At 66.8% G+C, this 25312-nt stretch carries 22 protein-coding genes and 1 riboswitch; of the genes, 6 read left to right on the top strand and 16 right to left on the bottom strand.

All coding sequences use genetic code 11. The features are described from left to right. Positions 1-2: 2 nt before the first annotated feature. Positions 3-791 carry an rRNA maturation RNase YbeY gene (ybeY, locus tag BG90_RS04560; protein WP_010114060.1) on the bottom strand — a complete coding sequence of 263 codons (789 nt, stop codon included), beginning with the start codon at positions 789-791 and terminating at the stop codon, positions 3-5. A gap of 181 nt (positions 792-972) precedes the next feature. On the opposite strand from ybeY, the gene BG90_RS34685 reads away from it, so the two are divergent. After that, positions 973-1380, top strand: coding sequence for a hypothetical protein (locus tag BG90_RS34685; RefSeq protein WP_010114062.1), 408 nt, complete (start codon positions 973-975; stop codon positions 1378-1380). Positions 1381-1418: 38 nt separating this feature from the next. Here BG90_RS34685 and BG90_RS04555 read toward each other — a convergent pair whose 3' ends face one another. The 3 genes from BG90_RS04555 to BG90_RS04540 all read right to left on the bottom strand — a co-directional run bounded on the left by BG90_RS04555 (position 1419) and on the right by BG90_RS04540 (position 5213). After that, complete coding sequence (locus BG90_RS04555) at positions 1419-2483, bottom strand: PhoH family protein (RefSeq protein ID WP_010101772.1); 1065 nt, start codon at positions 2481-2483, stop codon at positions 1419-1421. Positions 2484-2509: 26 nt separating this feature from the next. Beyond that, positions 2510-3883: a tRNA (N6-isopentenyl adenosine(37)-C2)-methylthiotransferase MiaB gene (gene miaB / locus BG90_RS04550; RefSeq protein WP_010101773.1), complete on the bottom strand. Its 1374-nt coding sequence runs from the start codon at positions 3881-3883 to the stop codon at positions 2510-2512. A gap of 397 nt (positions 3884-4280) precedes the next feature. Then, positions 4281-5213 (bottom strand): LysR family transcriptional regulator, encoded by a 933-nt coding sequence (locus BG90_RS04540; RefSeq protein WP_010101775.1) that lies wholly within the window; start codon positions 5211-5213, stop codon positions 4281-4283. A 142-nt stretch (positions 5214-5355) separates the two neighbouring features. Here BG90_RS04540 and BG90_RS04535 point away from each other — a divergent pair, with 142 nt between their 5' ends. The 3 genes from BG90_RS04535 (at position 5356) to ribB (ending at position 8457) form a co-directional block, all read left to right on the top strand. Beyond that, the gene (locus tag BG90_RS04535; RefSeq protein ID WP_010101776.1) at positions 5356-6528 is read left to right on the top strand and encodes an MFS transporter; all 1173 of its coding nucleotides are present in this window, start codon (positions 5356-5358) and stop codon (positions 6526-6528) included. Between the two features lie 133 nt (positions 6529-6661). Further along, on the top strand, positions 6662-7324 hold the full coding sequence (locus BG90_RS04530) for a helix-turn-helix domain-containing protein (RefSeq protein WP_025989661.1): 663 nt from the start codon (positions 6662-6664) through the stop codon (positions 7322-7324). A gap of 114 nt (positions 7325-7438) precedes the next feature. Then, a riboswitch (FMN riboswitch) is annotated at positions 7439-7587 on the top strand. A gap of 135 nt (positions 7588-7722) precedes the next feature. After that, on the top strand, positions 7723-8457 hold the full coding sequence (ribB, locus tag BG90_RS04525; protein ID WP_010114064.1) for a 3,4-dihydroxy-2-butanone-4-phosphate synthase: 735 nt from the start codon (positions 7723-7725) through the stop codon (positions 8455-8457). 76 nt (positions 8458-8533) lie between these two features. Here the strand turns inward: ribB and BG90_RS04520 are convergent, their stop codons facing one another. The 10 genes from BG90_RS04520 to glpD all read right to left on the bottom strand — a co-directional run bounded on the left by BG90_RS04520 (position 8534) and on the right by glpD (position 21456). Further along, positions 8534-9220, bottom strand: coding sequence for an HAD family hydrolase (locus tag BG90_RS04520; protein WP_010101781.1), 687 nt, complete (start codon positions 9218-9220; stop codon positions 8534-8536). A 447-nt stretch (positions 9221-9667) separates the two neighbouring features. Further along, positions 9668-10534 (bottom strand): DMT family transporter, encoded by an 867-nt coding sequence (locus tag BG90_RS04510; protein ID WP_045568064.1) that lies wholly within the window; start codon positions 10532-10534, stop codon positions 9668-9670. Between the two features lie 51 nt (positions 10535-10585). Then, the gene (locus tag BG90_RS04505) at positions 10586-11806 is read right to left on the bottom strand and encodes an ATP-grasp domain-containing protein (protein WP_010101785.1); all 1221 of its coding nucleotides are present in this window, start codon (positions 11804-11806) and stop codon (positions 10586-10588) included. Between the two features lie 49 nt (positions 11807-11855). Next, on the bottom strand, positions 11856-13388 hold the full coding sequence (locus BG90_RS04500; RefSeq protein WP_010114074.1) for an asparagine synthetase B family protein: 1533 nt from the start codon (positions 13386-13388) through the stop codon (positions 11856-11858). Positions 13389-13430: 42 nt separating this feature from the next. Next, a complete protein-coding gene (locus BG90_RS04495; protein ID WP_010101787.1) occupies positions 13431-14786 on the bottom strand; it encodes a 3-phosphoshikimate 1-carboxyvinyltransferase in 1356 nt (451 codons plus the stop codon). 39 nt (positions 14787-14825) lie between these two features. After that, positions 14826-16127, bottom strand: a complete 1302-nt coding sequence (locus tag BG90_RS04490; RefSeq protein ID WP_010114077.1) for a 3-phosphoshikimate 1-carboxyvinyltransferase — start codon at positions 16125-16127, stop codon at positions 14826-14828. A 20-nt stretch (positions 16128-16147) separates the two neighbouring features. Next, entirely contained in the window at positions 16148-16555 is a 408-nt protein-coding gene (locus tag BG90_RS04485) for a RidA family protein (RefSeq protein WP_025989663.1), read from the bottom strand. 923 nt (positions 16556-17478) lie between these two features. Continuing rightward, positions 17479-18195: an MIP/aquaporin family protein gene (locus BG90_RS04480; protein WP_010101791.1), complete on the bottom strand. Its 717-nt coding sequence runs from the start codon at positions 18193-18195 to the stop codon at positions 17479-17481. 111 nt (positions 18196-18306) lie between these two features. Continuing rightward, positions 18307-19809, bottom strand: a complete 1503-nt coding sequence (glpK, locus tag BG90_RS04475; RefSeq protein WP_010114082.1) for a glycerol kinase GlpK — start codon at positions 19807-19809, stop codon at positions 18307-18309. 114 nt (positions 19810-19923) lie between these two features. Next, entirely contained in the window at positions 19924-21456 is a 1533-nt protein-coding gene (gene glpD / locus BG90_RS04470; RefSeq protein WP_010101794.1) for a glycerol-3-phosphate dehydrogenase, read from the bottom strand. 167 nt (positions 21457-21623) lie between these two features. Here glpD and BG90_RS04465 point away from each other — a divergent pair, with 167 nt between their 5' ends. After that, complete coding sequence (locus BG90_RS04465) at positions 21624-21995, top strand: hypothetical protein (RefSeq protein ID WP_010114084.1); 372 nt, start codon at positions 21624-21626, stop codon at positions 21993-21995. A gap of 66 nt (positions 21996-22061) precedes the next feature. On the opposite strand, the gene BG90_RS04460 is transcribed toward BG90_RS04465, so the two are convergent. Then, complete coding sequence (locus BG90_RS04460; RefSeq protein WP_010101796.1) at positions 22062-22259, bottom strand: phage tail assembly chaperone; 198 nt, start codon at positions 22257-22259, stop codon at positions 22062-22064. A gap of 325 nt (positions 22260-22584) precedes the next feature. Continuing rightward, positions 22585-23364 carry a DeoR/GlpR family DNA-binding transcription regulator gene (locus BG90_RS04455; RefSeq protein ID WP_010101798.1) on the bottom strand — a complete coding sequence of 260 codons (780 nt, stop codon included), beginning with the start codon at positions 23362-23364 and terminating at the stop codon, positions 22585-22587. A 237-nt stretch (positions 23365-23601) separates the two neighbouring features. Here BG90_RS04455 and BG90_RS04450 point away from each other — a divergent pair, with 237 nt between their 5' ends. After that, entirely contained in the window at positions 23602-25266 is a 1665-nt protein-coding gene (locus BG90_RS04450) for a gamma-glutamyltransferase family protein (protein WP_010114086.1), read from the top strand. The last annotated feature ends 46 nt before the right edge of the window (positions 25267-25312 follow it).

Below are 25312 nucleotides of genomic sequence, written 5' to 3'. Positions count from 1 at the left end.
AATCAGCGATACGGATTCGGAAAGCCGAGCTTCGCGAGGATGTCGATTTCGAGCGCTTCCATCTCGGCCGCGTCTTCGTCGCCGCGCTCGTGGTCGTAGCCCTGCGCATGCAGCGCGCCGTGCACGAGCAGGTGCGCGTAATGCGCGACGAGCGTCTTGCCCTGCTCGCGCGCTTCCTTTTCGACGACGGGGCAGCACAGCACGAGGTCCGCGACCGTGACGCCGTCCGGCTCCTCGCCGTACGCGAACGTCAGCACGTTGGTCGCATAGTCCTTGTGCCGATAGCTGTTGTTGAGCGCGCGCCCTTCGTCCGCGCCGACGAAGCGCACGGTGAACTGCGCATCGGAGAAGATCGCGGGCTCGAGCCATTCGGCGATCACCTTGCGCTTCGGCAGCGACCTGCGCTGCGCGTCGCCGACCTCGTCGCCGTACTGGACCGCGAGGTCGAGCTCGGGCTCGCGCTCCTGTGCTTCGCCGTCGGCTTCATCGTGCGCGAAGTCCGGGTTCTCGTCGGCGCCGACTACGACGGTCACGCTGTCGTAGTGCTCGGGGCGCAGCGCGATCGTCGCGCGCAGCGACGGATCCGTGTGCTGCGCGACGATCGCGACCGCCGCGTCGCCCGAGCTGCCGGACAGGTCGAACATCAGGCTGCGGCCGTCGGCGAAGTCGACGCGCAGCGCCTGCGCATCGACCGTCTTGACTTTGCCTTTCGCGTCGAGCAGCGACAGGCGAGGGAATGCGGGTTGCGCCGCGTCGGCGCGTACGGACTTTGAGGAACGGGACGATTTCATGACGCTTGCGTCGGTTTGAACGCGGTTGAGGATACACCAAACGGACGGGCCTCCGGAGCGCCGTTTAGCAGGATCGCCGGAGGCGGGGGAGGTGCCGGCGCGCGGCGGTCGGGCGATTCGAAGGGCGGTGTTCGGCCGCGTTCTGCGGCGGGCGAGGGCCTGAAAACGATCGGCTGTTGGGGTGGCGTTTCGTCGACGCAAGGTGCGCGCGGAATCAGGCGATCGTGCGATCGTTGCACGGGCGCCGCACCAGTCGGGGCGCGAACGGCGCTCGATCGTCGCCGGATCGGCCGGCGTGGTGTCGCGAGGGTTGGATCGCGATCGCCATGCGCGCGGCCGAGCGCCGCTGCGGTCTATGCTGCCAGCGATCAAGCGATCAAGCGATCAAGCGATCAAGCGATCAAGCGATCAAGCGATCAAGCGACCGACGCAAAGCGGAAGCTGCCCGGACAGGCCGCGCGTGGCGCCCGTCACCCGCCGCGCGCGATCGCGCGGCCGCTCGCCGATCGAATCGACCGCGTGCGATCTGCTCCCGCTCGCCGATCGACCAGCCCCGATCGACCAGCCCCGATCGACCAGCCCCGATTGACCAGCCCGATCGAGCCCGATCGAGCCCGATCGCCCCGCTTACTCGTCCTTGTGCTGCGCGTGGAACTCGTCGTATGCCTCGACGATCCGCGCGACGAGCGGATGCCGGACGACGTCCGCGCTCGTGAAGCGCGTGAGCGCGATGCCGCGCACGCCGGAGAGCACCTGCTGCGCCTCGACGAGCCCGCTCTTGTGTCCGCGCGGCAGGTCGACCTGGCTCGTGTCGCCCGTGACGACCGCCTTCGAGCCGAAGCCGATCCGCGTGAGGAACATCTTCATCTGCTCGGGCGTCGTGTTCTGCGCCTCGTCGAGGATGATGAACGCGTGGTTTAGCGTGCGGCCGCGCATGTACGCGAGCGGCGCGATCTCGATCATCTGCCGCTCGAACATCTTCGCGGTCTTGTCGAAGCCGAGCAGGTCGTACAGCGCGTCGTAGAGCGGCCGCAGGTACGGATCGACCTTCTGTGCAAGGTCGCCCGGCAAGAAGCCGAGCCGCTCGCCCGCCTCGACGGCCGGACGCGTCAGCACGATGCGCTTGACCTGGTCGCGCTCGAGCGCGTCGACCGCGCACGCGACCGCGAGATAGGTCTTGCCGGTGCCCGCCGGCCCGACGCCGAGCGTGACGTCGTGCGACAGGATCTGCTTCAGGTATTCGCGCTGCGCGGGCGTGCGGCCGCGCAGGTCCGCGCGGCGCGTGTAGAGCTTCGGCGCCGTCTCGTCGACGTACGGTTCTTCGTCGATGCGCACGACGGGCTCGTCGAACGGATGATCCGGATCGCCGCGAAAGCGCACGTCGACTTCGGGCTCGCCTTCGCCGTTGCCGTTGCGACGCGGATTGCCCGGGTGGCGCGCCTCGACGAGCGCGAGCTGGATGTCGTCGACCGACAGCGGATCGCGCGCGCGGTTGTAGAAGTCTTCGAGCGCCGCGAGCGCGGTTTTCGCGGCCCGGCCGCGAATCGCGATCCGGTGGCCGCGCCGCGACAGCGTCACGTCGAGCGCCTGTTCGATCTGGCGCAGATTCTCGTCGAGCGGGCCGCAGAGGTTCGCGAGGCGCGCGTTGTCGTCGCGCGGCGCGGTGAATTCCAGTGCTTGAGCGGTTTTCAAAGTGGCGTCGGGTTCCTGTTGGGCGTTCAGTGCGTGGCGGCGCTCGCGTCGTCGTGCGCGAGCACGAGCTCGCCGCGCAGCGAGTGCGGATACGCGTGATTGATCTTCACGTCGATCATCTGGCCGATCAGGCGCGGGTGCGAAGCGAGCGGCGCCGGGAAGTTCACGACCCGGTTGTTCTCGGTGCGGCCCGCGAGCTCGTTCGGATCCTTGCGCGACGGCCCTTCGACCAGAATGCGCTCGACCTTGCCGACCATCGACCGGCTGATGCGCACGACGTTCTCCTCGATCGTCGCCTGCAGATGTTGCAGGCGTTTGAGCTTGAGCTCGCGCGGCGTGTCGTCGGCGAGGTTCGCGGCCGGCGTGCCGGGACGCGGGCTGTAGATGAACGAGAAGCTCGTGTCGTAGCTCATCTCGTGGACGAGCGCCATCGTTTTGTCGAAGTCGGCCTCGGTCTCGCCGGGGAAGCCGACGATGATGTCCGTCGACAGCGACAGGTTCGGGCGGATCGCGCGCAGCTTGCGGATCACCGACTTGTACTCGAGCACCGTGTAGCCGCGCTTCATCGCCATCAGGATGCGGTCCGAGCCGTGCTGGACGGGCAGGTGCAGGTGGTCGACGAGCTTCGGCACCTTCGCGTAGACGTCGAGCAGGCGCTGCGTGAATTCCTTCGGATGCGACGTCGTATAGCGGATTCGCTCGATGCCGGGAATGTCGGCGACGTATTCGATCAGCGTCGCGAAATCGGCGATGTCGCTCGCCCCGGCCGTCAGCGCGCCGCGGTACGCGTTCACGTTCTGGCCGAGCAGCGTCACTTCGCGCACGCCCTGGTCGGCGAGGCCGGCGATTTCGGTCAGCACGTCGTCGAGCGGGCGCGAGACTTCGTCGCCGCGCGTGTACGGCACGACGCAATAGCTGCAGTACTTGCTGCAGCCTTCCATGATCGACACGAACGCGCTCGGGCCTTCGACGCGCGCGGGCGGCAGGTGGTCGAACTTCTCGATTTCGGGGAACGTGATGTCGACCTGCGCGCGGCCGCTCGCGCGCCGCGCGTCGATCATCTGCGGCAGGCGGTGCAGCGTCTGCGGACCGAACACGAGGTCGACGTACGGCGCGCGCGCGACGATCGACGCGCCTTCCTGGCTCGCGACGCAGCCGCCGACGCCGATCAGCAGATCCGGCTTCGCCTCCTTCAGCTCGCGCACGCGGCCGAGGTCGGAGAACACCTTCTCCTGCGCTTTTTCACGCACCGAGCAGGTGTTGAACAGGATGATGTCCGCGTCTTCGGGGGAGTCGGTCTTTTCGAGGCCTTCGGATGCATTGAGCACGTCGACCATCTTGTCGGAGTCGTACTCGTTCATCTGGCAGCCGAAGGTCTTTACGTAAACTTTCTTGGTCATGAGGATTCGCCGTTCGCAGTGGTTGACCTGGGGGCGTCGTTCAAAGTGGATCGGGGGACGGATCGGCGCGCCGCCAACCGCGCGAAAGCGCGTGCCGCGTACGGGGAGATGCCGCCGGGAAAGCTTTCTATTATAGCTTTTCGGGCTCGGCGGGGCGGGCGGCGGCGCGTCGCGCGGGGAGGGCGGTGTTCGTTCGGCCGCGCCGAGGACGGTCGCCGGTCGGCGGCGTGCTTGCGCGATCGCGGGGATGTCCGCGGCGGCGCGCGGCCCTCGCGCTGGAAGCGGAGAAGCGGAGAAGCGGAGAAGCGGAGAAGCGGAGAAGCGGAGAAGCGGAGAAGCGGAGAAGCGGAGAAGCGAATCCGCGGGCGAAGACGCGCGAAGCCGGACGCGCCCCGCGTCACCGGCACGCGTTCAGCAGATCCTCGAGCGCCGCCTCCTCTTTCGCGAAGCGCTCGACGAGGAAGTCGAGCAGCACCCGCACGCGCGGCGCCATGTAGCGCTTGCCGTGATAGATCGCGTGCAGCGGCGCGTCGTGATGCCGCCACTCGGGCAGCAGCACCTTCAGCCGGCCCGCGCGGACGTCGGCGGCGATGTCCCAGATCGATTTCAGCGCGATTCCGTAGCCGCGGATCGTCCATTCGCGCGTGAGGCCGCCGTCGTTCGTCTCGTGCGCGTTCGCGAGCGGCACCGTGTGGGTTTGCGTGACATCGCCGCGCGTGAAGCGCCAGACGTTGATCGGCCCGGATGCGACCGTAATCACGTTGCACGGAAAGCGGGCCAGATCGAGCGGGTCCTTCGGCGCGCCGTGCTTGTCGACGAATGCGGGCGACGCGCACAGCACGCGCCGGTTCGCCGCGAGCCGCCGCGCGATCAGCGCGCCGTCGGGCGGCGCGGCGAAGCGGATCGCGAGATCGATCTCGTCCTGCCACAGGTTCGACGACGAATCCGACGCCGTCACCGCGAACGTCACGTCCGGGTAGCGCGCATTGAACTCGTCGAGCCAGTCGAGCAGCTGGTTGCGCCCGAAATCCGACGTCGACGACAGCCGCACCTTGCCGCTCACGATGTTGCGGCCTTCCTGCAACATCGCGTCGGCGTCGTCGAGCGCCTGCAGCGCCTGGCGGCAGCAGTTCAGGTACAGGCGGCCCTCGTCGGTAAGCCGCAGCCGCCGCGTCGAGCGCTCGAAGAGGCGCGTCGACACCTTCGCCTCCAGTTTCGCGAGCCGCGCGCTCGCGGCGGCGGGCGTCAGGTTCAGCTTGCGCCCGGCGGCCGACAGGCTGCCGAGCTCCGCCGCCTCGACGAACAAGCGGATGTCGCCCAGTCGATCCATGTGATTTTTAGAAAATTTTTGAAAATGGTTCAAATGCTACGCCAATTATCAAAAATATTGTGATTCGGGACAATGCGCGCTCATCAGGTCTTTTGATGCGGTGCGGCATGAGCCGCGCCGCGTCCCGCCCCCGGAGAGTCTCATGCCCCTACCGTTACTCGCGCTCGCGATCAGCGCGTTCGCCATCGGCACTACCGAATTCGTCATCATGGGCCTGTTGCCCGACGTCGCGCGCGACCTCGCGGTCACGCTGCCGTCCGCGGGCCTCCTCGTGAGCGGCTATGCGCTCGGCGTCGCGGCGGGCGCGCCGCTCCTCGCCGTGCTCACGAGCAAGATGCCGCGCAAGGCGGCGCTGCAGCTGCTGATGGCGATCTTCATCGTCGGCAACGTGCTGTGCGCGGTCGCGCAAGGCTACGGGACGCTGATGATCGCGCGCGTCGTCACGTCGTTCGCGCACGGCTCGTTCTTCGGCATCGGCGCGGTCGTCGCCGCGTCGCTCGTGAGCGTCGACAAGCGTGCGAGCGCGATCGCGCTGATGTTCACCGGGCTCACGCTCGCGAACGTGCTCGGCGTGCCGTTCGGCACGTTCGTCGGCCAGATGCTCGGCTGGCGCGCGACGTTCTGGATCGTCGCGGCGCTCGGCGTCGCGTCGTTCGCCGGGATCGCGGCGCTCGTGCCGAAGCAGCGCGGCGCGGCGGGCGCCGCGCTCGGCCACGAGCTGCGCGTGCTGAAGGAGCCGCAGGTGTGGCTCGCGCTCGCGATGACGGTGCTCGGCTTCGGCGGCGTGTTCGTCGTGTTCACGTACATCGCGCCGATCCTCGAGGACGTGGCGGGCTTCTCTCCGCACGCGGTGTCGCTCGTGCTGGTGCTGTTCGGCGCCGGGCTCACGGTCGGCAACGTGATCGGCGGCAAGCTCGCGGATCGCGCGCTGATGCCTTCGCTGATGGCGATTCTCGTCGCGCTCATCGCCGTGATGGCGGTGTTCGCGAAGACGAGCCATCTGCCCGTCGCGGCCGCCGTCACCGTGTTCGTCTGGGGAATCGCTGCTTTTGCGACGGTTCCTCCGCTACAGTCTCGGGTCGTCGAGAAGGCCGCGCACGCGCCGAATCTCGCGTCGACGCTGAACATCGGCGCGTTCAACGTCGGCAATGCGGGCGGCGCGTGGCTGGGCGGCGTCGCGCTGTCGCATGGGGTGCCGCTCGACGCGCTGCCTTGGGTGGCGGCCGTCGTCACGCTCGCCGCGCTCGCGGTCACGGTGCTCGCCGCGCGGCTCGATACGCGCGTCTCGTCCGGCGCGGCTGCAACGGCGCAATGACGCATCGCAAAACGCTGTCCTCTGCGATCCTGATAACAGTGTGAAGATAACTTTGTTTGATGTCCCCGTAGCGGATGTTAGTCTTTGCCTCATCTGAAACCGCTGGGCTCGCTCGGGCCCTGGAGGCAACGTCATGCATTCTCCGTTGGCGCTCGTGCGCGATGTGTCTTCACAGGATGCCGCTTCCGCGGCCGACGCGTCGTACGAGTCGTTCGATGCGCTCGAGCGGCTCGTCGGCGTAAACCTCGCGCGTCTGCGCGCGGAACGCCAGTTGTCGCTCGACGCGCTCGCGCGGCTCTCCGGCGTGTCGCGCGCGATGCTCGCGCAGATCGAATCCGCGCGCAGCGTGCCGTCGATCAAGGTGCTCTGCAAGGTCGCGGCCGCGCTGAAGGTGTCGGTCGCCGCGTTCCTGCGCCGGCATGCGGTCAACGGCTTCGAGCATTTGTCCGCCGAGCGCGCGGTGCGCGTCGTCAGCTCGAACGGGCGCTTCTCCGCGCGTGCGCTTTATCCGGAAGGCGAGCCCGCGGTCGCCGAATTCCACGAGCTGCGGATCGCGCCGCTGCACACTGAGCCCGGCGCGCCGCGCGCGCCCGGCACGAGCGTGAATCTCGTCGTCAGCGAAGGCACGCTCGAAGTCGGCATCCACGATCGCCGGCAGTTGCTCGCCACGGGCGACGCGATCGTGTTCGACGCCGACCAGCCGTACACGCTGCGCAATCCCGGCGACACCGAGGCGCGCGCGTTCCGCGTGACGGTGAACGCCGAAGTGCCGCCGCGCTGGCACGTGCCGGCGTGACGCCGGGCCGCGTCGCGCGGTTTAGACGGATTCGTCAGTAGGGTCTTGGCGGGTTCTCGCTGCGGCGGGCCCGCAGGTGTTGTATGCTTCACCCGCCGGTTCGTCCGGCAATCAGTGCGTCTTCAGGGCGGGGCGGAATTCCCCACCGGCGGTAGGTCGGCATGTTGCCGGCGAGCCCGCGAGCGCCCGCGCGATGCGCGGGGTCAGCAGATCTGGTCCGATGCCAGAGCCGACGGTCATAGTCCGGATGAAAGAAGATGTGCAGATGGTCATGTGCGCAGGTCTCGTCCGTTGCGCGCGGTGTCGTCCGCGCGGCGCGGAAGCGGCGTCGCGCTGTCTGTTTGCTAAGCCCTGAAACGTTTTTCGCCCCATTCTTTCCGCGAGGAGCGTTTCATATCATGTCGTTTCCGTTGCCTTCGAAGTCGGCGCCCGCCGACGCTTTCTCCGATCTCCCGTTGCTCGCCGCCGAACCTGTGCCGCCGCGCATCGCCGCCGCGCTCGCCGCGCTGCGCGAAGGGCGCGCGGTCGTGCTGCAGGACGACCACGACCGCGAGAACGAAGCCGATCTGATCGTCGCCGCCGAGCGTCTCACCGACGAGACGATGGCGCTCTTGATCCGCGAGTGCAGCGGCATCGTGTGCCTGTGCCTGACGGACGAGAGGGTGCGCGCGCTCGAGCTGCCGCCGATGGCGCAATTGAACGAGAGCAAGAACGGCACGGCGTTCACGGTGTCGATCGAGGCGCGCGCCGGCGTGTCGACGGGCGTGTCGGCCGCCGATCGCGTGACGACGATTCGCGCGGCGATCGCCGACGGCGCGTTGCCGCACGACATCGTGCGCCCCGGCCACGTGTTCCCGCTGCGCGCGGCACCGGGCGGCGTGCTCGCGCGGCGCGGCCACACCGAAGGCACCGTCGATCTCGCGATCCTCGCCGGGCTCAAGCCGGCAGGCGTGCTGTGCGAGCTGATGAATCCGGACGGCACGATGACGCGCGGCGCGGACGTCGAGCGCTTCGCCGCGCAGCACGGGCTGCCGATGCTGACGATCGCCGAGCTCGTCGCGTTCCGCGAACGGCTCGCAGCGGTGCGCGAGCGCGAACGCGAACGCGACGCGTGCTGCGAGGACGCCGCCTGATCGATGCCGTCCGGTTCTGCCGAGATGATCGCGCACGGCGCGCCAGCCGCGCCGTGCGCGAAGCGAAATCGCGCGGCTACGACTGCACGTCGCCGAATTCGCCGCGCCTGCCTGCCTCGACGAGCGCGGGCAGCTCGTCCATCGAGCGCATGATCCGCGTGATGCCCATCTTGCGCAGCGCGTCTTCGTAGCCGCCGGGGATGTGGCTCGCGCCAACGAACGCGATCGTCTTCATGCCGGCGGCGCGCGCCGCGTTCAGTCCCGACACGCTGTCCTCGACGACGACGCAGCGCGCCGGCTCGACGCCGAGCGTCTTTGCCGCGTGCAGGTACACGTCCGGATAGGGCTTCGGCCGCGCGACCTGCTCGGCGCTGAACACGCGCTCGCCGAACACGTCGGTGAGCGCCGCGCGCTTGAGCGAGCTGCGCACGCGCTCGAGACGGCTGTTCGACACGACGGCCGCGGGCAGCGCGATCTTCGTCAGCGCGTCGCGCACGCCCGCGATCGGCGCGAGCCATTGCGCGAGGCCGATCTCGATGTTGTGGTCGATCGTCTCGAGGAAATTCGCCGGCATCGCGATGCCGTGACGCGTTTCGAGGCCGGCGAGAAAGCGCGACGTCTGCTGGCCGAACGCGGCTTTCGCATCGGCCGCGAAATCGATCGCGGGGAACGCGGCCGACAGCGTGTCGAACAGCACGCGATCGGCGATCACTTCGCTGTCGACGAGCACGCCGTCGCAGTCGCAAATGAGGTGGTCGAGCATAGAAACAACGATAAATGGGATGAGGCGACGAAGCGCCATGATACGTGCTTTGCCGGCGGCGGGCGCGCTTTGTCTGCGCCGGCGCGCGGTGTCGCGTGTGGCGTTGGCGCGGCGGCGTTCGTGCGTTCGCGCCGGCGCGTTGGCGAGACCGCGAGGATGTCCGCGGCGCCGCGAATCCTGCACGATTCGCGCGCGCAACGCGAAAGGCGATGCGGCGCGCGCAGGGCGGGCGTCGGTCAGTGCGCGGCGCGTCGCGCGAGTTGCGCATCGCGTCGGCATGGCTGCGTCGCATGCGTTTGCGATGCGCGCCCGCACGGCGATGGTGCCGACGTGCGGCCGGCGAGGACGCCGACCGCAACCGCCATCATGCCCGGCCCGGCGGCCGGCGCAACCGGGCTCGATGCGCGCGCCGACTCGTCGGCGTGCGGCCCGAGCGGCACGCGCCGCTCAGGCCGCGAGCGCTTGCGGCGTGATTTTCAGCATCACGACGCCGGCGATGATCGTCGCGATGCCGACCCACTGCAGCGCGCTCGGCCGTTCGCCGCGCAGGAAGAAGCCGAGCAGCGCCGTGACGCCGCTCGCGAGCGAGCTCAGCACGGTGACGATCGCGACGTGCCCCGTTGTCGAGCCGTACGCGAGCGAGAAGAAGCCGACGAGGCTGAACACGCTGATCGACAGGATCAGCAAGACGATCGAGCCGGGCGGCGCGGACAGGTTGCGGGCGCGGGCGAGTGTCGTGAACAGGATCAGGACGGCCGTCAGGTAATAGATCCACAGCGCGCTGACGACGCCCAGGCTCTTGACCGCGAACGCGCCCTGCAGCCAGAAGCCGAGCCCGAACATCGCCGCCGACAGCAGCGCGAAGCCGATCGACGCGGGCGACTCCGGCTTGCCGTCCGCGGACCTCGAGATGCTCGCGAGGCTCGCGCCCGCGATGCAGAGCACGAGGCCGACGATCGCGAGCTGCGTGATCGACTGGCCTGTCGCGAGCGACAGGATCGTCGTCACCGCGCCGTACAGCGACACGATCGGCGCAACGACCGAAGCCTTGCCGATCGACAGCGCCTTGAGCAGCGCGGCCATCGCGACCAGGTTGCAGACAGCCGCGAGGATGCCGACGCCGAAGCCGACGTCGATCGCCGTGATGCGCAGCGAAGACGGATGGAACACGAGCGACGCGGTGAGGATCAGGAAACCGAACGATTGGCTGTAGAACAGCGATTTGGTGACGCCGACGCGCCTTGCCGCGTGTCCCGCGAGAAAATCGGTGCTGCCCCAGCACAATGCCGAAAGCAAACCCATCAGAATCGCCATGTCGTTCCCTCGTCTCTCTGTCGTTGTGTTGGTGCCGCGGTGTTGCGTCGTTCAGCCGAGATCGACGCGCACATCGTCAGCGAGCGCGCGCGCGTGGCGCATCGCTTCGTCGCAGGTGCGGCCGTGCGCGAGCACATAGCCGATCACCGACCCGAAATTCTTCGATGCGGACGTCGATTCGAGCGGGACCTTCCGGAAGCCGCTCGCGACGTAATGCGCGTCGCGGGGCGCGAATGCGATGTCGTGGACGATTCCGGGCGCCGGGGCGAACACGAATGCATCCGCGACGAAGTCGTAACGCATCGATTCCCGCGGCACGATGGGCCGATCGATTCCGCAAACGAAATCTATCAGATGCTCGACCATGTCGATACCCGTCGTCAGCATGATCTGCCGGACGGCGCGCGCGCCCGCGATGCGCAGGTTCACTTCGACGAGCGCCGGCCCCCGTTCGGTCAGGATGAACTCGACGTTCAGCGCGCCGCCCGCGAGGCCGAGCAGATTCACCCAGTCGACGATTTCGCCCGCGATCGCCTCCGCGTCGACGGCGGGCAGGTCGGATGGATGAGAGATGCCCGTCATGCACAGGCTGTCGTGCGGCGATACGAAGATCCGGTTGATCCCGAGCACATGCCAACGGCCCTGGTTGTGCAGCAGTTCCGCGCCGTAGAACGGTCCTTCGAGGAATTCCTCCGCGAGGAACTCGCGATGCCGGTTGCCGAGCATCGACACGCCGTCGCCCGAGCGCAGGCGTTCGACGGCGGCGCGATAGTCGGCCTCGTTCGCGCACAGGCTGACGCCGTACGCGCCCGCGTCGCGCAGCGGCTTGAGCACGCACGGAAAGCCGATGTCGGGGCGCGGCGGAAAGCGATCGGCGGACAGCACCTGGTATCCGGGCTGCCGGTAGCCGTTCGCGTGCAGCGTGTCGCGCACGCGCTTCTTGCTGTACGCGTTGCGCAATCCGGCAAGCGACGGGTGCGGCAGACCGAGCGCGCCGGCGAGCTCCGACCCGGGAATCATCACGTCGTCGTAGCAGCCGAGCACCGCGCCGACCGACATTCGCAGCTCGGCGATACGCTCGCGCATCGCGCGGGCGTCGCGCGTGTCGACATGATGGACTTCGTCGAACAGACTCAGATCGAGGTCGTCGAACAGCCCCTTGTTCATCGACTGCATCGACGTGAACAGGACGGGCGCGTAGCCGAGCCGGCGAATGTAGCCGATGCCGGCGCATTCGATCGGGCGGGCTTCGATGAACAGAAAGGTCTTCATGGGTATTCCCCGGGCTGGCGCGGCGGCGCGGCCGCCGCGCCGGTGCGCGTCACGAGATGAAGTTGAAATATCCGGATTCCGAAAAATCCTGTCCGGCCTGCTTGAAGCGCTGCGTCGGGAAAGGAAAGTTGCAGTCCAGGTATTTCTGCGCGAAGAAGAGCGCCGAGCGATCGGACAGCCCGATTGCTCCGAGCCGCTTGGCGATGTCGGCGGGCGGGACGTCGCCGAGGCTGTCGATGTGATCGATGATGACGTTCTTCACGCCGCTGCCGTCAGGCATCCTGATTTTTGGGCGGTCGATGATGTAGTCCGGCAGCACGTCGCGGAACGCCTCGCGCAGAATGTGCTTCTCGACGCCCCGGTGCAGCTTGTACGAAAAGTCGAGGCTCAGCACGTAATCGATCAGCTCGGCGTCCATGAACGGCACCCGTGCTTCGACCGTATTGCGCATGCTCGCGCGATCGACGCGCTGCAGATCGGTCCGGTGCAGGTTGTTGAGCCGATAGAGCGACAGCGCGCCCGGCCGCGCGTGCGTCTTGAAGAGATCGTAGCCGCCGAATATCTCGTCGCTGCCCTCGCCGCACAGCGCGACCTTGAAGCCGAGCTTGTTCGCGATGTAGTAGCCGAAATGCGCGATCGTCGAATCGATCGCGTCGATCTTCTCGAAGAACTCGCCGTAATAGACCGCGTCGTCGATGTTGTCGAGCAGGTCCTGTTTCGTGAACGTATAGATCACGTGGCGGATTCCGTTTTCGGCGCAGTAGCGATGCGCGATTTCGATGTCGTTCGAGCCGGGCAGGCCGAACGAGATCGCGGTCACGTCCGGGTGATAGCGATGCGCGAGCTGCAGCACGATCGCGCTGTCGATCCCTCCGCTGAACATCACGCAGATCGGCAGATCCGTATCGACGCGGCGCCGCACCGAGTCCTCGAGCAGCGTCCGCACGCGTGCCTTCGCTTCATCGAAGCTGTCGCGGCTGACCGGATGGCTGTCGTCGTACGACACGTACTTGATCGTCTCCCGGCCGTCGAACAGCGTGCCGGGCGCGAGCGTCTCGATCGGCGCGTTCACGTGCGTCAGCGCCTTGATCTCCGACGCGACGTACCAGACGCCGTCGCGCCGCGTGTAATAGAGCGGCTTGATGCCCACGTGGTCGCGGCCGATCAGGAATTTTCCGTTCAGGTTGTCGAAGAGTACGAAGCTGAACATGCCGTCGAGCTTCGTCGCGAACGACGGGCCGTATTCGATGTACGCGCGCAGGATCACTTCGGCGTCGCCCGCATGGCTGAAGCGGTGGCCGCGCGCGGACAGCTCGTCGCGCAATTCCTTGTAGTTGTAGATCTGCCCGTTCAGCACGACGTGCAGGTCGCGCTCCGGATCGGACACCGGCTGGCGCGCATGCTCGCGCTCGACGATCGCGAGCCGGTTCGTCGCCAGTCCGAAGCGATCGCGGATCAGATTCTCGTTGAAGCGCGACGCGTCTCCCCGATGCGCGATCTTCGACATCAACGCGGTCAGCGACCGGTCGATTCCTTCGACCGACGCGCGCTGCGTACTGAAAATGGCCCCAATTCCGCACATGATGTTCTCTCTCGTGAGTGGATTCGATGGTGCGCTCGACGCTCAGGCGCGCGCCGCGGCGATGTCCGGATAGATCAGCTCGTCGACGCTCGCGCCGAGCGAGCCGATGTCGACGAAGTAGTCGGGATAGGTCTGCCCGACGTGAAACGGTTCCTTGATCAGCACCGGATGCTCGCAGTGCAGGCCGACCGTGGTGAGCGCCATGATGAGCCCGTGATCGTAGTGGCCGTCGACGACCGCGCCGCCGCGATAGCCGCGCGGATTGCCGTGGATGATCAGCTGATCGAGCTTTTCCTCGGAGCGCACGCCGAGCTTGTCGAGTTCGCGGCGGAAGTCCGAGATGCGGTCCGATTCCTTATAGCGGATGTGCTCGATGTTGTAGAACGTGCTCGTGCCGTCCGCGAACGCAGCGCGTCCGGCGAGCGCGGGCACGGCATCCGGCGCGAGCGAACCGTCGAAGTCCTGCGGCCGGATCGACGCGCCCCCCTTGATGCGGATCCGGTTGCCGGGAAGTTCGTCGATCAGCGTGCCGGTATCGGTCAGGTAGCGGATCACGGCTCCGTTGCCCAGTTCTTCCTCGAAGAAGCCGTTGAGCGTAACGTCCGATGCGAGCGAGCCGCACAGCGCGAGGATCGCCGCCGTGCTCGCCGGGTCCGCGCCGACCGTGAATTCCGACGGCTTGAAGCGGTCGCTGCCCGGCACGAAGAAGTGGCGAAAGCGCGCGTCGTACTCGATGGCGACGCCTGCGTGCGCGAGATTGTTGATCGTCGTGTGCACCATCGACGGCGCGGTGATGTGATCGACCACGTCGATTTCGAGATCGCGGTCGCCGATCGCGCCGAGATAGAGCAGGCCGCTCAGGAATTGCGAGCTCTTCCTGCACGATACTTCGGTATGCTTGCCGAGCTCGCGCGTCGAGCGGATGCCGATCGGCAGCCGGGCTTCGGGGCCGACCGCCTCGCACTCGACGTTCAGCCGCCGGAGCGCGGCGACCATCTCCGCTTGCGAACGCACGCCGAGCGAATAGCGGTATTGCGTGACGAAGTCGGTTTCCGGCAGGTAGCCCGCGACGCCCATCAGCAGGCGCAGCACGACGCCGGAGTTGCCCGGATCGAAGACGATCTTGCGATCGACGTGCATCGCATCGACGCCCTTGACGACCGTCGTGTCGCCCTCGCTCGAAAACGATGCGCCGAGCCGCTCGCAGTTGTGCTTCATCGCGTTCGAGTTGAAGCCCGTCGCGGCATTGCGGATCGTGCTGATGCCCGGGGTGAGGGCCGCCGTCAGGAGCGCGCGCGTCGACGAGCTCTTCGATGCGGGAAGGTCGATGGTGCCGCTCAGCGTCGAAGTGTTCTTCACTTCGACGAACGAGGGCCGGAGACGATCGCTGGTGGTCATGGCAACTCCGTAATCGTGAAGGAGCGAGGGGCCGGTCGGTTATGCGATTTCGGCGCCCAACGCCCTCAAGGTGTCGATGAATTTTGGAAACCCGTCGTCGAGCTTGTCGGTGTCGTGAACGATCGATTTGCGCTGCGCGCCGAGCGACGCAATGATGTTCGCCGCGCAGATCCGGTGATCGCGATAGCTCGGCAATTCGGCCCCGCCGTGCAGCGGGCCGTCGCTCATCACGTCGATCTTGTCGAACCGCCCGACGTCGTTGAAGACGAGTGCGCTGCGTCCGCCCATTGCGCGGATGTTCTCGTTGATCACGAACGCGCGCTGGCACTTGTGGTTGTTGATGCCGTCCACACCGCCGAAGCGGATCGGATCACCGAGGTTCGACGCGGCCGCGATGATGTTCGTCGCGGCCGACGGCAGTTCGTGCAGCGACAGCTCGCGGCGCGAACGCCGGAAGGCGCGTTCGCGCTCGATCCGCAGCGTATGACGCGCGTCGTCGCGGGTCAGGCGGATGCCGAGCTCGCGATAGACGTCGAACAGCGTCTGTTCGTTGAGCGTGTCTCCCGGCCGGTAGTTCGCGATTTCGATGTCGCTTTCCGCGCCGACGCTCAGCGCGGCGGACGCGATGTAGCTGAGCGACGTGAAATCGGTCGGGATGCGGACGACGATGTCGTCGGCGCGGTACTCGCTCGCCGTCAGGCTGCCCGGCGTTCGAACGACGGCGCTGTGCAGCAGCGACATCGTCTTGACGCTCATGTCGATGTAGCCGGCGTGACTGCCGTCGTCGGCGACGCGCAGCGTCCTGTCGGCCGAGAACGGCGCGACGAACAGCGCGAACGAGATGAACTGCGTGCTCTTGTGCGTCGTGAGCGGTACGCGTTCCGGATGCGATTTTCGCGAGATCGTGACGAGATTGCCTTCCGCGCGGCGCGCGTCGATGCCGAGATGCGAGAAGAACCCGGCGTCGAACACGCTGTCGCGGCTGAACAGCGAATCGTTGCAGCGGATCGTGACGGGTTCTGTCGCCAGCGCCGCGAGCGCCGCGCTCATCCGGAAGAGCATGCCGGAGCCGGCCGCGTCGATCGCGCCGCTTGCCTCGACGTCGCTGCCGACGCCTCGCAGCGTCAGCGACGTGGCAGTGCGCTCGACGACGGTCATGCCGAACTGTCGCAACGCCGCGAACTGCAGCTCGGTCTCGGCGCACCACGACATGTTCTCGATCCGGGTCGTCCTGCCGTTCAGGAGCCCGAGCAGCAGCGCTCTCTGAACGTGGGGCTTGGATGCGGGAAGCGTCGTGGCGCCTTTGAGTGCGCCGCTCGGGTAGACGGTTGCGTGGCTCATGGCTGTCTCGTATGGGAATGTCAGTCGTCGACGATCGCCGTCGCGGTGATCTCGACGTAGTGCCGCGGCTCGACGAGCGACTTCACGGCGACCGTCGTGTTGACGGGGCGGATGTCGCGAAAGCGCTCGCTGAATGCGCGGCAATAGTCGTCGAAGTGCTCGAAGCTCGTCAGGTGCGTGACCGTGCTGACGACGTCGGTCAGCTCGGCGCCGAGCTCGTTCAGGTATTTCTCTATCTTGTCGATGATGAAGGCGGTCTGCTCGTACGCGTCGCTGCCGATCACGGCGGCATTGCCGTCCGACGCGACGCAGCCCGCGATGTACACGTGATTGCCGACCCGCTTGCCTCGCGCGTAGCCCATCTTGTCTTCCCAGAACGAGGGGCTGAAGACGGTTTTTCTGGATTCGCTCGTATCGATAGTGGACATGGTTTTGCTCGCAAGTTGAATGACGTAAAAAAGGAATGAATGGGGGCGATATCAGGCGATTGCTTGTTTCGCGTAATGAATGAATCTCCTTTGATCGGTTTTTATGGATTGGGGTGCATGGCGAGGCATCGATTTAAAAATCGAGAATGAGCTGCGCCCGCCCTCGTTTCGAAACGCGGGCATGAGTAGAGCGGACGGCCGATCCGCTATTTCGTCACGACGGCCGTGCGGCGAACGCGCCGGCCGGAGGTCGCCGGAAGCAAGCGCTGCAACACGGCCTGCCGTTCGCGTTTACGCGAACAGCACGGCGAGAAGCGGCGAATTCGACGGATTCAGGATGGCGGAAGGCTGGCGCGCCGCAATGCGACGCGCGCCCGCGCGGCATGCGGCGCGGCTGCAATGGCCGGCTCGCGTGCGGAGCCGGCGGGAAGGCAAATCACATTCGATGCAACGGGTCTTGCGATCATGGCAATCCTCTGGGTATGGCTTACCGGGTCATCGCGAATAGGTGGAATCGATGCGACAGTGATTTTGTCCGGGCCCGATTCACTTCGACCTGCGCAGATCGACATGCGAGGTCGGAAATAAAAAGTGGTGTTTGATTTGCTAATTATTTTGATGTCCGGGGATCGATTCAATTAGGGAAACTGACAACTGATAAAAATGTCAGGATAAACTTTACTTGAGGTGGTTTTTGTATATTTGATTTGGCGACATAATATTTTAATTTGGCGATGGAATAATTATTTTTATAAGAGCGAAATCGAATATTCGATTGGAATGGGGACTTTGGGGGCGCATTCGAATATCGGCGCGATGCGCCAAATGAAAAACCCCCTCGCTCGTCGACGAGCGAGGGGGCCGGGGGGCGCGGCGGACAGGCTGCGGGAGGATTCGTAACGCGGCTCGACGCCGCGTCGCGGTCAGTGCGTCGTATGCAGATACAGATACAGGTTTGCCGCGAGCACACCGCCGACGAGCGGCCCGAGCACCGGCACCCATGCGTAGCGCCAGTCGCTGTCGCGCTTGCCCGGAATCGGCAGGAGCGCGTGCATGATGCGCGGCGACAGGTCGCGCGCGGGGCTCATCGCGTAGCCCGTCGGGCCGCCGAGCGAGATGCCGATGCCGAGCACGAGAAGGCCGACGGGCAGCGCGTCGAGCGCGCCGAGGCCGACTTGCGGCGACGCGAGGTACAGCACGCCGAGGATCAGCACGAACGTGCAGATCGCTTCCGTCAGCACGTTGTGCGTGACGCTGCGGATCGCGGGCGCCGTGCAGAACACGGCGAGCTTCAGATCGGGATCGGCTTCCTTCGCGAAGTGCTGGCGATACGCGAGCCACACGAGGAACGCGCCCGCCATGCCGCCCAGCATCTGCGACGCGATGTAGCCGCCCACCTTCGCCCACGCGAACTTGCCCGCGAGCGCGAGGCTGATCGTGACGATCGGATTCAGGTGCGCGCCGGAGAACGACGCGGTCACGTAGACCGCGACGAATACCGCCATCGCCCAGCCCATCACGATGACGATCAGGTCGGCGCCCTTGCCCTTGGTTTTCGCGAGCAGCACGTTCGCAACTGCGCCGTTGCCGAGCAGCACGAGGAGCGCCGTGCCGATGAACTCCGCGATATATGGTGACATGATGTCGTCTCTCTACCGGTATGGCGGGCTCGCGGCTTGCGTCGCGCGGCCCGCCTGATTGTTGTGAATATGAGTTGAATCGAGTTTGTTACGGATGCCGAACGAACGGGTTCAGTGCGTGTCGTCCGCCCACGCCTTCGCCGCGCGCACCGCGCGCTGCCAGCCGGCGAGGCACGAGGTGACCTGCTCGCTCTGCATCGACGGCGCGAAGCGGCGCTCGAGCTGCCATTGGCTGTGCAGCTCGTCGACGTTCTTCCAGTAGCCGATCGCGAGGCCCGCGAGATACGCGGCGCCGAGCGCGGTCGTCTCGGTGACGCGCGGACGCACCGTGTCCACGCCGAGCAGATCGGCCTGGAACTGCATCAGCAGATTGTTCGCGCTCGCGCCGCCGTCGACGCGCAGCTCGCCGATCCGGATGCCCGAGTCGGCTTCCATCGCCTTCAGCACGTCGAGCGACTGATACGCGATCGAGTCGAGCGCCGCGCGCGCGAGGTGCGCGGACGTCGTGCCGCGCGTGACGCCGAACAGCGATCCGCGGGCGTGCGCGTTCCAGTGCGGCGCGCCCAGGCCGGCGAACGCGGGCACGAGATAGACGCCGTCCGTGTGCGGCACGCCGCCTGCGAGCGCTTCGATCTCCGATGCGCTCTTGATGATCCCGAGCCCGTCGCGCAGCCATTGCACGACCGCGCCCGCGATGAAGATGCTGCCTTCGAGCGCGTAGTTGACCTTGCCGTCGACCTGCCACGCGATCGTCGTGACGAGGTTGTTCTGCGATTCGATCGGCTGCTCGCCGGTGTTCATCATCAGGAAGCAGCCGGTGCCGTAGGTGTTCTTCACCATGCCGGACGTCGTGCACATCTGGCCGAAGAGGGCAGCCTGCTGGTCGCCCGCGATGCCGGCGAGCGGGATCTTCGACGCGAACACCGTGGTTTTCGTCGGCCCGTAGATCTCGGACGACGCGCGCACCTCCGGCAGCATGCTGCGCGGAATCTCGAGCGCGTCGAGGAGCTCGTCGTCCCAGTCGAGCGTGTGGATGTTGAAGAGCATCGTGCGCGACGCGTTCGTCACGTCGGTCACGTGCAGCTCGTGCTTCGTGAAGTTCCAGACGAGCCAGCTGTCGACCGTGCCGAACGCGAGCCTGCCCTGGCGCGCCTTCGCGCGCGCGCCCTCGACGTTGTCGAGAATCCAGCGGATCTTGGTGGCCGAGAAGTACGAGTCGATCGGCAGGCCGGTCTTCGCGCGGACCTTTTCGCTCAGGCCCTGCGCCTTCAACTGGTCGCAGAAATCGGCGGTGCGGCGATCCTGCCAGACGATCGCGTTGTAGATCGGGTGGCCCGTTTCGCGATCCCAGACGATCGTCGTCTCGCGCTGGTTCGTGATGCCGATCGCGGCGATCGCCGTGCCGTTCAGGCCCACGCGCGTGACGGCTTCCGCCGCGACGCCCGCTTGCGTCGACCAGATCTCCTGAGGGTCATGCTCGACCCAGCCCGGCTGCGGATAAATCTGCTCGAATTCCTTTTGCGCCATCGACACGATGTTGCCTTGTCGGTCGAACAGCATGGCGCGGGAGCTGGTCGTGCCCTGGTCGAGCGCGAGGATGTACTGATCCTGCATTTGTCTCATCTCCATCCGTACGTAGCGTACGTAGTTGTGATTGGCGCCGCGGGCGCGGCGCGTTCCCGGTGTTTCCTGTCGTCGTTCGTTGCCGCCGGCGTCGATGCGCGCCGGTCAGTGCGCGGCGCTCGCCGCTTCGCGCGCGGCGCCGAACCAGGCGTCGAGCGCGGCCGTCACGGTGTCGAGCGTGCCCGGCGCGACATGCAGGCCGAGCTTCGAGCGCCGCCACAGCACGTCGTCCGCGCAGGTCGCCCATTCGGCGTCGCGCAAATAACGCAATTCCGCTTCATGAAGGCCGGGCGCGAGCTCGGCGCCGAGCTCGGCGAGCGACTTCGCGCGGCCGATCACGCGCTCGGCGCGCGTGCCGTACGCGCGCGCATAGCGGCGCGCGAGCGCGGCGGGCAGCCACGGATGGCGTTTCGCGAAGGCTTCGGCGAACGGCGCGAAGCGCGCGCCGGCGATGTCGCCGCCCGGCAGCGGCACGCCTGCCGTCCATGCGCCACGCGCCGTGCCGAGGGCGCGGCCCAGCATGTCGGTCGCCTCTTCGGCGAGCTTGCGGAACGTCGTGATCTTGCCGCCGAATACCGACAGGAGCGGCGCGCTCGCGCCGTCGTCCATCTCGAGGCGATAGTCGCGCGTGACGGCGGACGGGTTGTCCGAGTTTTCGTCTTCGAGGAGCGGGCGCACGCCGGAATAGGTCCAGCACACGTCGGCGGGCGAGATCTTACGCTTGAAATAGCGATTGATCGACTCGCACAGATAGCGCGTTTCGTCGCGGTCAATGGCGACGCGCGAAGGATCGTCGTGATATTCGACGTCGGTCGTGCCGATCAGCGTGAAGTCGCGCTCGTACGGAATCGCGAAGATGATCCGCTTGTCCGGATTCTGGAAGATGTACGCGTGGTCGTGATCGAACAGGCGCCGCGTGACGATGTGGCTGCCCTTCACGAGGCGCACGCTGTGCTGCGCGCCGCGGCCGAGCGCGCCGTGCAGCACTTCGCCGACCCACGGGCCCGCCGCGTTCGCGATCGCGCGGGCGCGCACGTCGAGCGTCGGGCCGTCGGCGCGCTGAAGCTGCGCGTGCCATTCGCCGTCGCGGCGCTCGGCCGACACGAGCTTCGTGCGGGTGAGGATGCGCGCGCCGCGTTCCTGCGCGTCGAGCGCGTTCAGCACGACGAGCCGCGCGTCGTCGACCCAGCCGTCCGAGTAGACGAAGCCGCGCTTGATCGAATCGATGAGCGGCGCGCCCGCCGGGTGGCGGCGCATGTCGATGCCGCGCGAGCCGGGCAGCAGTTCGCGCTTCGCGAGATGGTCGTACAGGAAGAGGCCGATGCGGATGAGCCACGCGGGGCGCAGGTTCGGCATGTGCGGCATCACGAAGCGCAGCGGCCAGATGATGTGCGGCGCCGCGCGCAAGAGCGTCTCGCGTTCCTGCAGCGCCTTGCGCACGAGCCCGAACTCCTTGTACTCGAGGTAGCGCAGACCGCCGTGGATCAGCTTCGTGCTCGAAGAGGACGTGTGCGACGCGAGGTCGTCCTGTTCGCACAGGAGCACCGACAGGCCGCGGCCGGCCGCGTCGCGCGCGATGCCCGCGCCGTTGATCCCGCCGCCGACGACGAGCAGATCGTAACGATTCTGTTGAGTCACCCGCTGATCCTATCGTTCATATAACAGAAAATGAGCGAACCTGAAATGTTCGTATTCGAAATTTAACGAACATAATCGAAAAAGTAAAGTTCGCTTTTGAGGGTCGGGTGGCGCAGCGCACGATCCCGGACGATACTGGCGGAGGAGCAACGAGCGAGGGGATACACATGCGTACGATGATCGCGGCCGGCGCGTTCGCGCTGCTGGCCGGATGTGCGGGCGTGCAGGGCGGATTCGGCAACTGGGGCGGGCCATCGTTCGCCGGGCTGCAGCGGACCTGCGGCGAGGTGCGCGATTACGGCGGCGACGCGCAGTCCGTCTATTCGGCGATGTTCGATGCGTGGGTCGCGAAGCGCCACGGCAAGCTGACGGATGCGCGCTTCTGTGCGTTCGAAAGCGAACTTGCGCAGCGCCACGCGGCGCTGGGGACGAGCGCCGACCCGGCCGAGCGAGGCCGCTGGTTGAGCTATCTCAACGACGCGCGCGCGCAGGCGATCAGCTGGCGCGCAGCCGTCGATCCGTCGCTGCGCGGCGGTTGAGAGGCGGGAGAGGGATGGGCCGGAGGGGCGCGGCCTGGCACTGGCTGCGTCCCTCCGGCCGGTACATCACGAGTAGCGGAGCTTGATCGATCGCAATGCCGCGTCGCCGATTTCGGTGACGCAGTATTTCTTGCCGGAGCCGAGCGCCTCCAGCTTCACGAGCTGTCGCTCAAGCAACGCGTCGAGTTCGTCGCGGTCCATGTCGGCTTGGTCGGGAGCATCCTTCACAAGCAACAGCGTGGCGAATTCATGCGGACTTAGCATCGTTCTCTCCATGACAACCGTACTGTCCCGGGTGCAAATGTCCGGTCGAGTGACCCAGCAAGGGAAGGCGTGGGGGGAAAAGCCGCTGTCCCGGCCTTGGCATTACGTTATTGACGCTGCCCCGGTTGCGCGAGGCACGCGCAACCGCGCCGGGGATTTGCAGTGTAGTCAAGCGAGCCGGCATCTACAAATCGCACCCTGATAATTTTCTGATTGACATCAAGAAATTCCTCAGGCGGTTTTGCCAATGCGGCAATTCCTTGATTTCACTTGAAGTTTTGGGTGCGGTGCAGCAGCGCGGCGCGTCGCTCGGGCGGCCGTTCGGTCATTCGGCGACGTAGACCTGTGTGCCCGCTTGCGCGATCGTCTCGGCCATCTCGTCGGGCAGCGGCTTGTCGGTGAAGAGCGCGTGGATCTGGCTCAGATGCCCCTGCCGCACGAGCGCCGGGCGGCCGAACTTCGAATGGTCGGTGACGAGATAGACGGTGCGCGCGTGCTGGATGATCGCCTCGGCGACGCGCACCTCGCGCGTGTCGAAGTCGCGCAGCGTGCCGTCGCTTTCGATCGACGACGTGCCGATGATCGCGTAATCGACCCTGAACTGGCGGATGAAGTCGATCGCGAGCTCGCCGACGATGCCTTTGTCCCACGGCCGCACGATGCCGCCCGTGATCAGCACCTCGCAGTCCGGATAGCCGCTCATCATGCTCGCGACGTTCAGGTTGTTCGTGATCACGCGCAAGCCCCGATGCCGGTTCAGCGCGCGCGCGACTTCCTCGGTCGTCGTGCCGAGGTTGATGAAGAGCGACGCCTGGTCCGGGATGTGCGACGCGGCGAGCGCCGCGATCTTGCGCTTCTCGTCGTGGAACATCCGCTGGCGCGCGGTGTACGACACGTTTTCCGAGCTCGTCGGCAGGCTTGCGCCGCCGTGGTAGCGGCGCAGCAGGTTCAGGTCGGCGAGCCAGTTGACGTCGCGGCGGATCGTCTGCGGCGTCACGTCGAAATGGGCGGCGAGATCGTCGACTGTGACGAAGCCGTCGCGCTGCACCCATTCGAGCAATTCCTGCTGACGTGCGTTCAGGGTGAGGCGGGGGTCTCGTGTCATGTTCGCGGGTTTCGATTCGGCTCGATGGGGCGGGGAGCTGGGACGGCAATCCGCATTGTAAGGGCTGTTCGGGCCGATTCGCCCGGCGCGCGGCGCACTTGCCCGCGCACGGGCGCCGTACTCGGATTAGACTCGATTCATGCTGCCGGCGCATCGATTCATGTGACAAATGAATTTGTCGCGGCCGCCCATTCGCGCTGGAATGTCTGTTTCGATCCTGTTTACAGTTTACCTGCAATGAATCTTCACTCGAACATGCCCGGCGCGACCTTCTCATGGCGCAACCCGTATCCGACGACACGCGTGCCGGTGTTCGCGCGCAACGTCGTGTCGACGTCGCATCCGCTCGCCGCGCAGGCGGGGCTCAGGATGCTGTGGAAGGGCGGCAACGCGGTCGACGCGGCGATTGCCGCAGCGGCTGCGATCACCGTCGTCGAGCCGGTGTCGTGCGGCCTCGGCGGCGACGCGTTCGCGCTCGTCTGGGACGGCGCGAAGCTGCACGGCCTCAACGCATCGGGCGTCGCGCCCGCCGCGTGGAGCGTCGACTATTTCCGCCGCCGGCACGGCGAAGCGGGCAACGGCCTCGCGCGGCAGCCGACGCGCGGCTGGGACACGGTGACGGTGCCCGGCGTGATCGCCGGCTGGGAAGCGCTGCATGCGAAGTTCGGCTCGCTGCCGTTCGCCGACCTCCTCGAGCCGGCGATCGAGCTCGCGGAGCGCGGGCATGCGGTCGCGGCCATCGTCGCGCACAAGTGGGCGGCCGCCGTGCCCGAGCTGAAAGACCAGCCGGGCTTCGCGGAAACCTTCATGCCGCGCGGCCGCGCGCCCGGGCTGAGCGAGCTGCTGCGGCTGCCGGACCATGCGAAGACGCTGCGCACGCTCGCGGCCGAAGGCGCGCGCGCGTTCTACGAAGGCGCCATCGCCGAGACGATCGCCGCATTCTTCCGCGAAGGCGGCGGCGCGCTGACCGCGGACGATCTGCGCGCGTACCGGCCCGAGTGGGTCGAGCCGATCGGCAAGGACTACCGAGGCTACACGGTGCACGAGATCCCGCCGAACGGGCAGGGGATCGCCGCGCTGATCGCGCTCGGCATCATGGAGCGCTTCGATCTCGCCGACCTGCCGCCCGACTCGGCGGATTCGCAGCACGTGCAGATCGAGGCGATGAAGCTCGCGTTCGCCGACGTCTACCGCTACGTCGCCGATCCGCGAGCGATGGAAGTCACGCCCGCGCAGATGCTCGACGACGCGTATCTCGACGCGCGCGCGAAGCTGATCGACGTCGAGCGCGCGACGCACTTCACGTTCGGGATGCCGCGCGCGGGCGGCACGATCTATCTGTCGGCGGCCGACGAGCGCGGGATGATGGTGAGCTTTATTCAGTCGAACTACATGGGCTTCGGCTCGGGCCTCGTCGTGCCGGGCACGGGGATCGCGCTGCAGAACCGCGGCTGCGGGTTCTCGATGGACCCGGCGTCGCCGAACGTCGTCGCGGGCGGCAAGCGGCCGTTCCATACGATCATTCCGGCGTTCGTCACGCAGCAGGCGGACGGGCGGCGACAAGCGGTGATGAGCTTCGGCGTGATGGGCGGCGACATGCAGCCGCAGGGCCATCTGCAGACGATCGTGCGGATGCTCGGCTACGGCCAGCAGCCGCAGGCCGCATGCGACGCGCCGCGCTGGAAGGTGAGCCGGTCGTTCACGCTCGACGTCGAAGCGACGCTCGATGCGGCCGTCGTCGATTCGCTCGCCGCGCGCGGCCATGCGATCCAGGCGATCGACGATCCTTACATGGACTTCGGATCCGGCCAGTTCATCTGGCGGCTCGACCGCAACGAACCCGAGCGCGGCTATGTCGCGGCGAGCGACAGCCGGCGCGACGGCCTCGCGGCGGGCTTCTGACGCGCACGGGATGCGCGCGCCGCGCATGCGTCTTGCACGTGGCGTT

Source organism: Burkholderia oklahomensis C6786 (genome assembly GCF_000959365.1).
Classification (GTDB): Bacteria; Pseudomonadota; Gammaproteobacteria; order Burkholderiales; family Burkholderiaceae; genus Burkholderia; species Burkholderia oklahomensis.
This window is presented reverse-complemented; position numbering and strand designations above follow the sequence as displayed.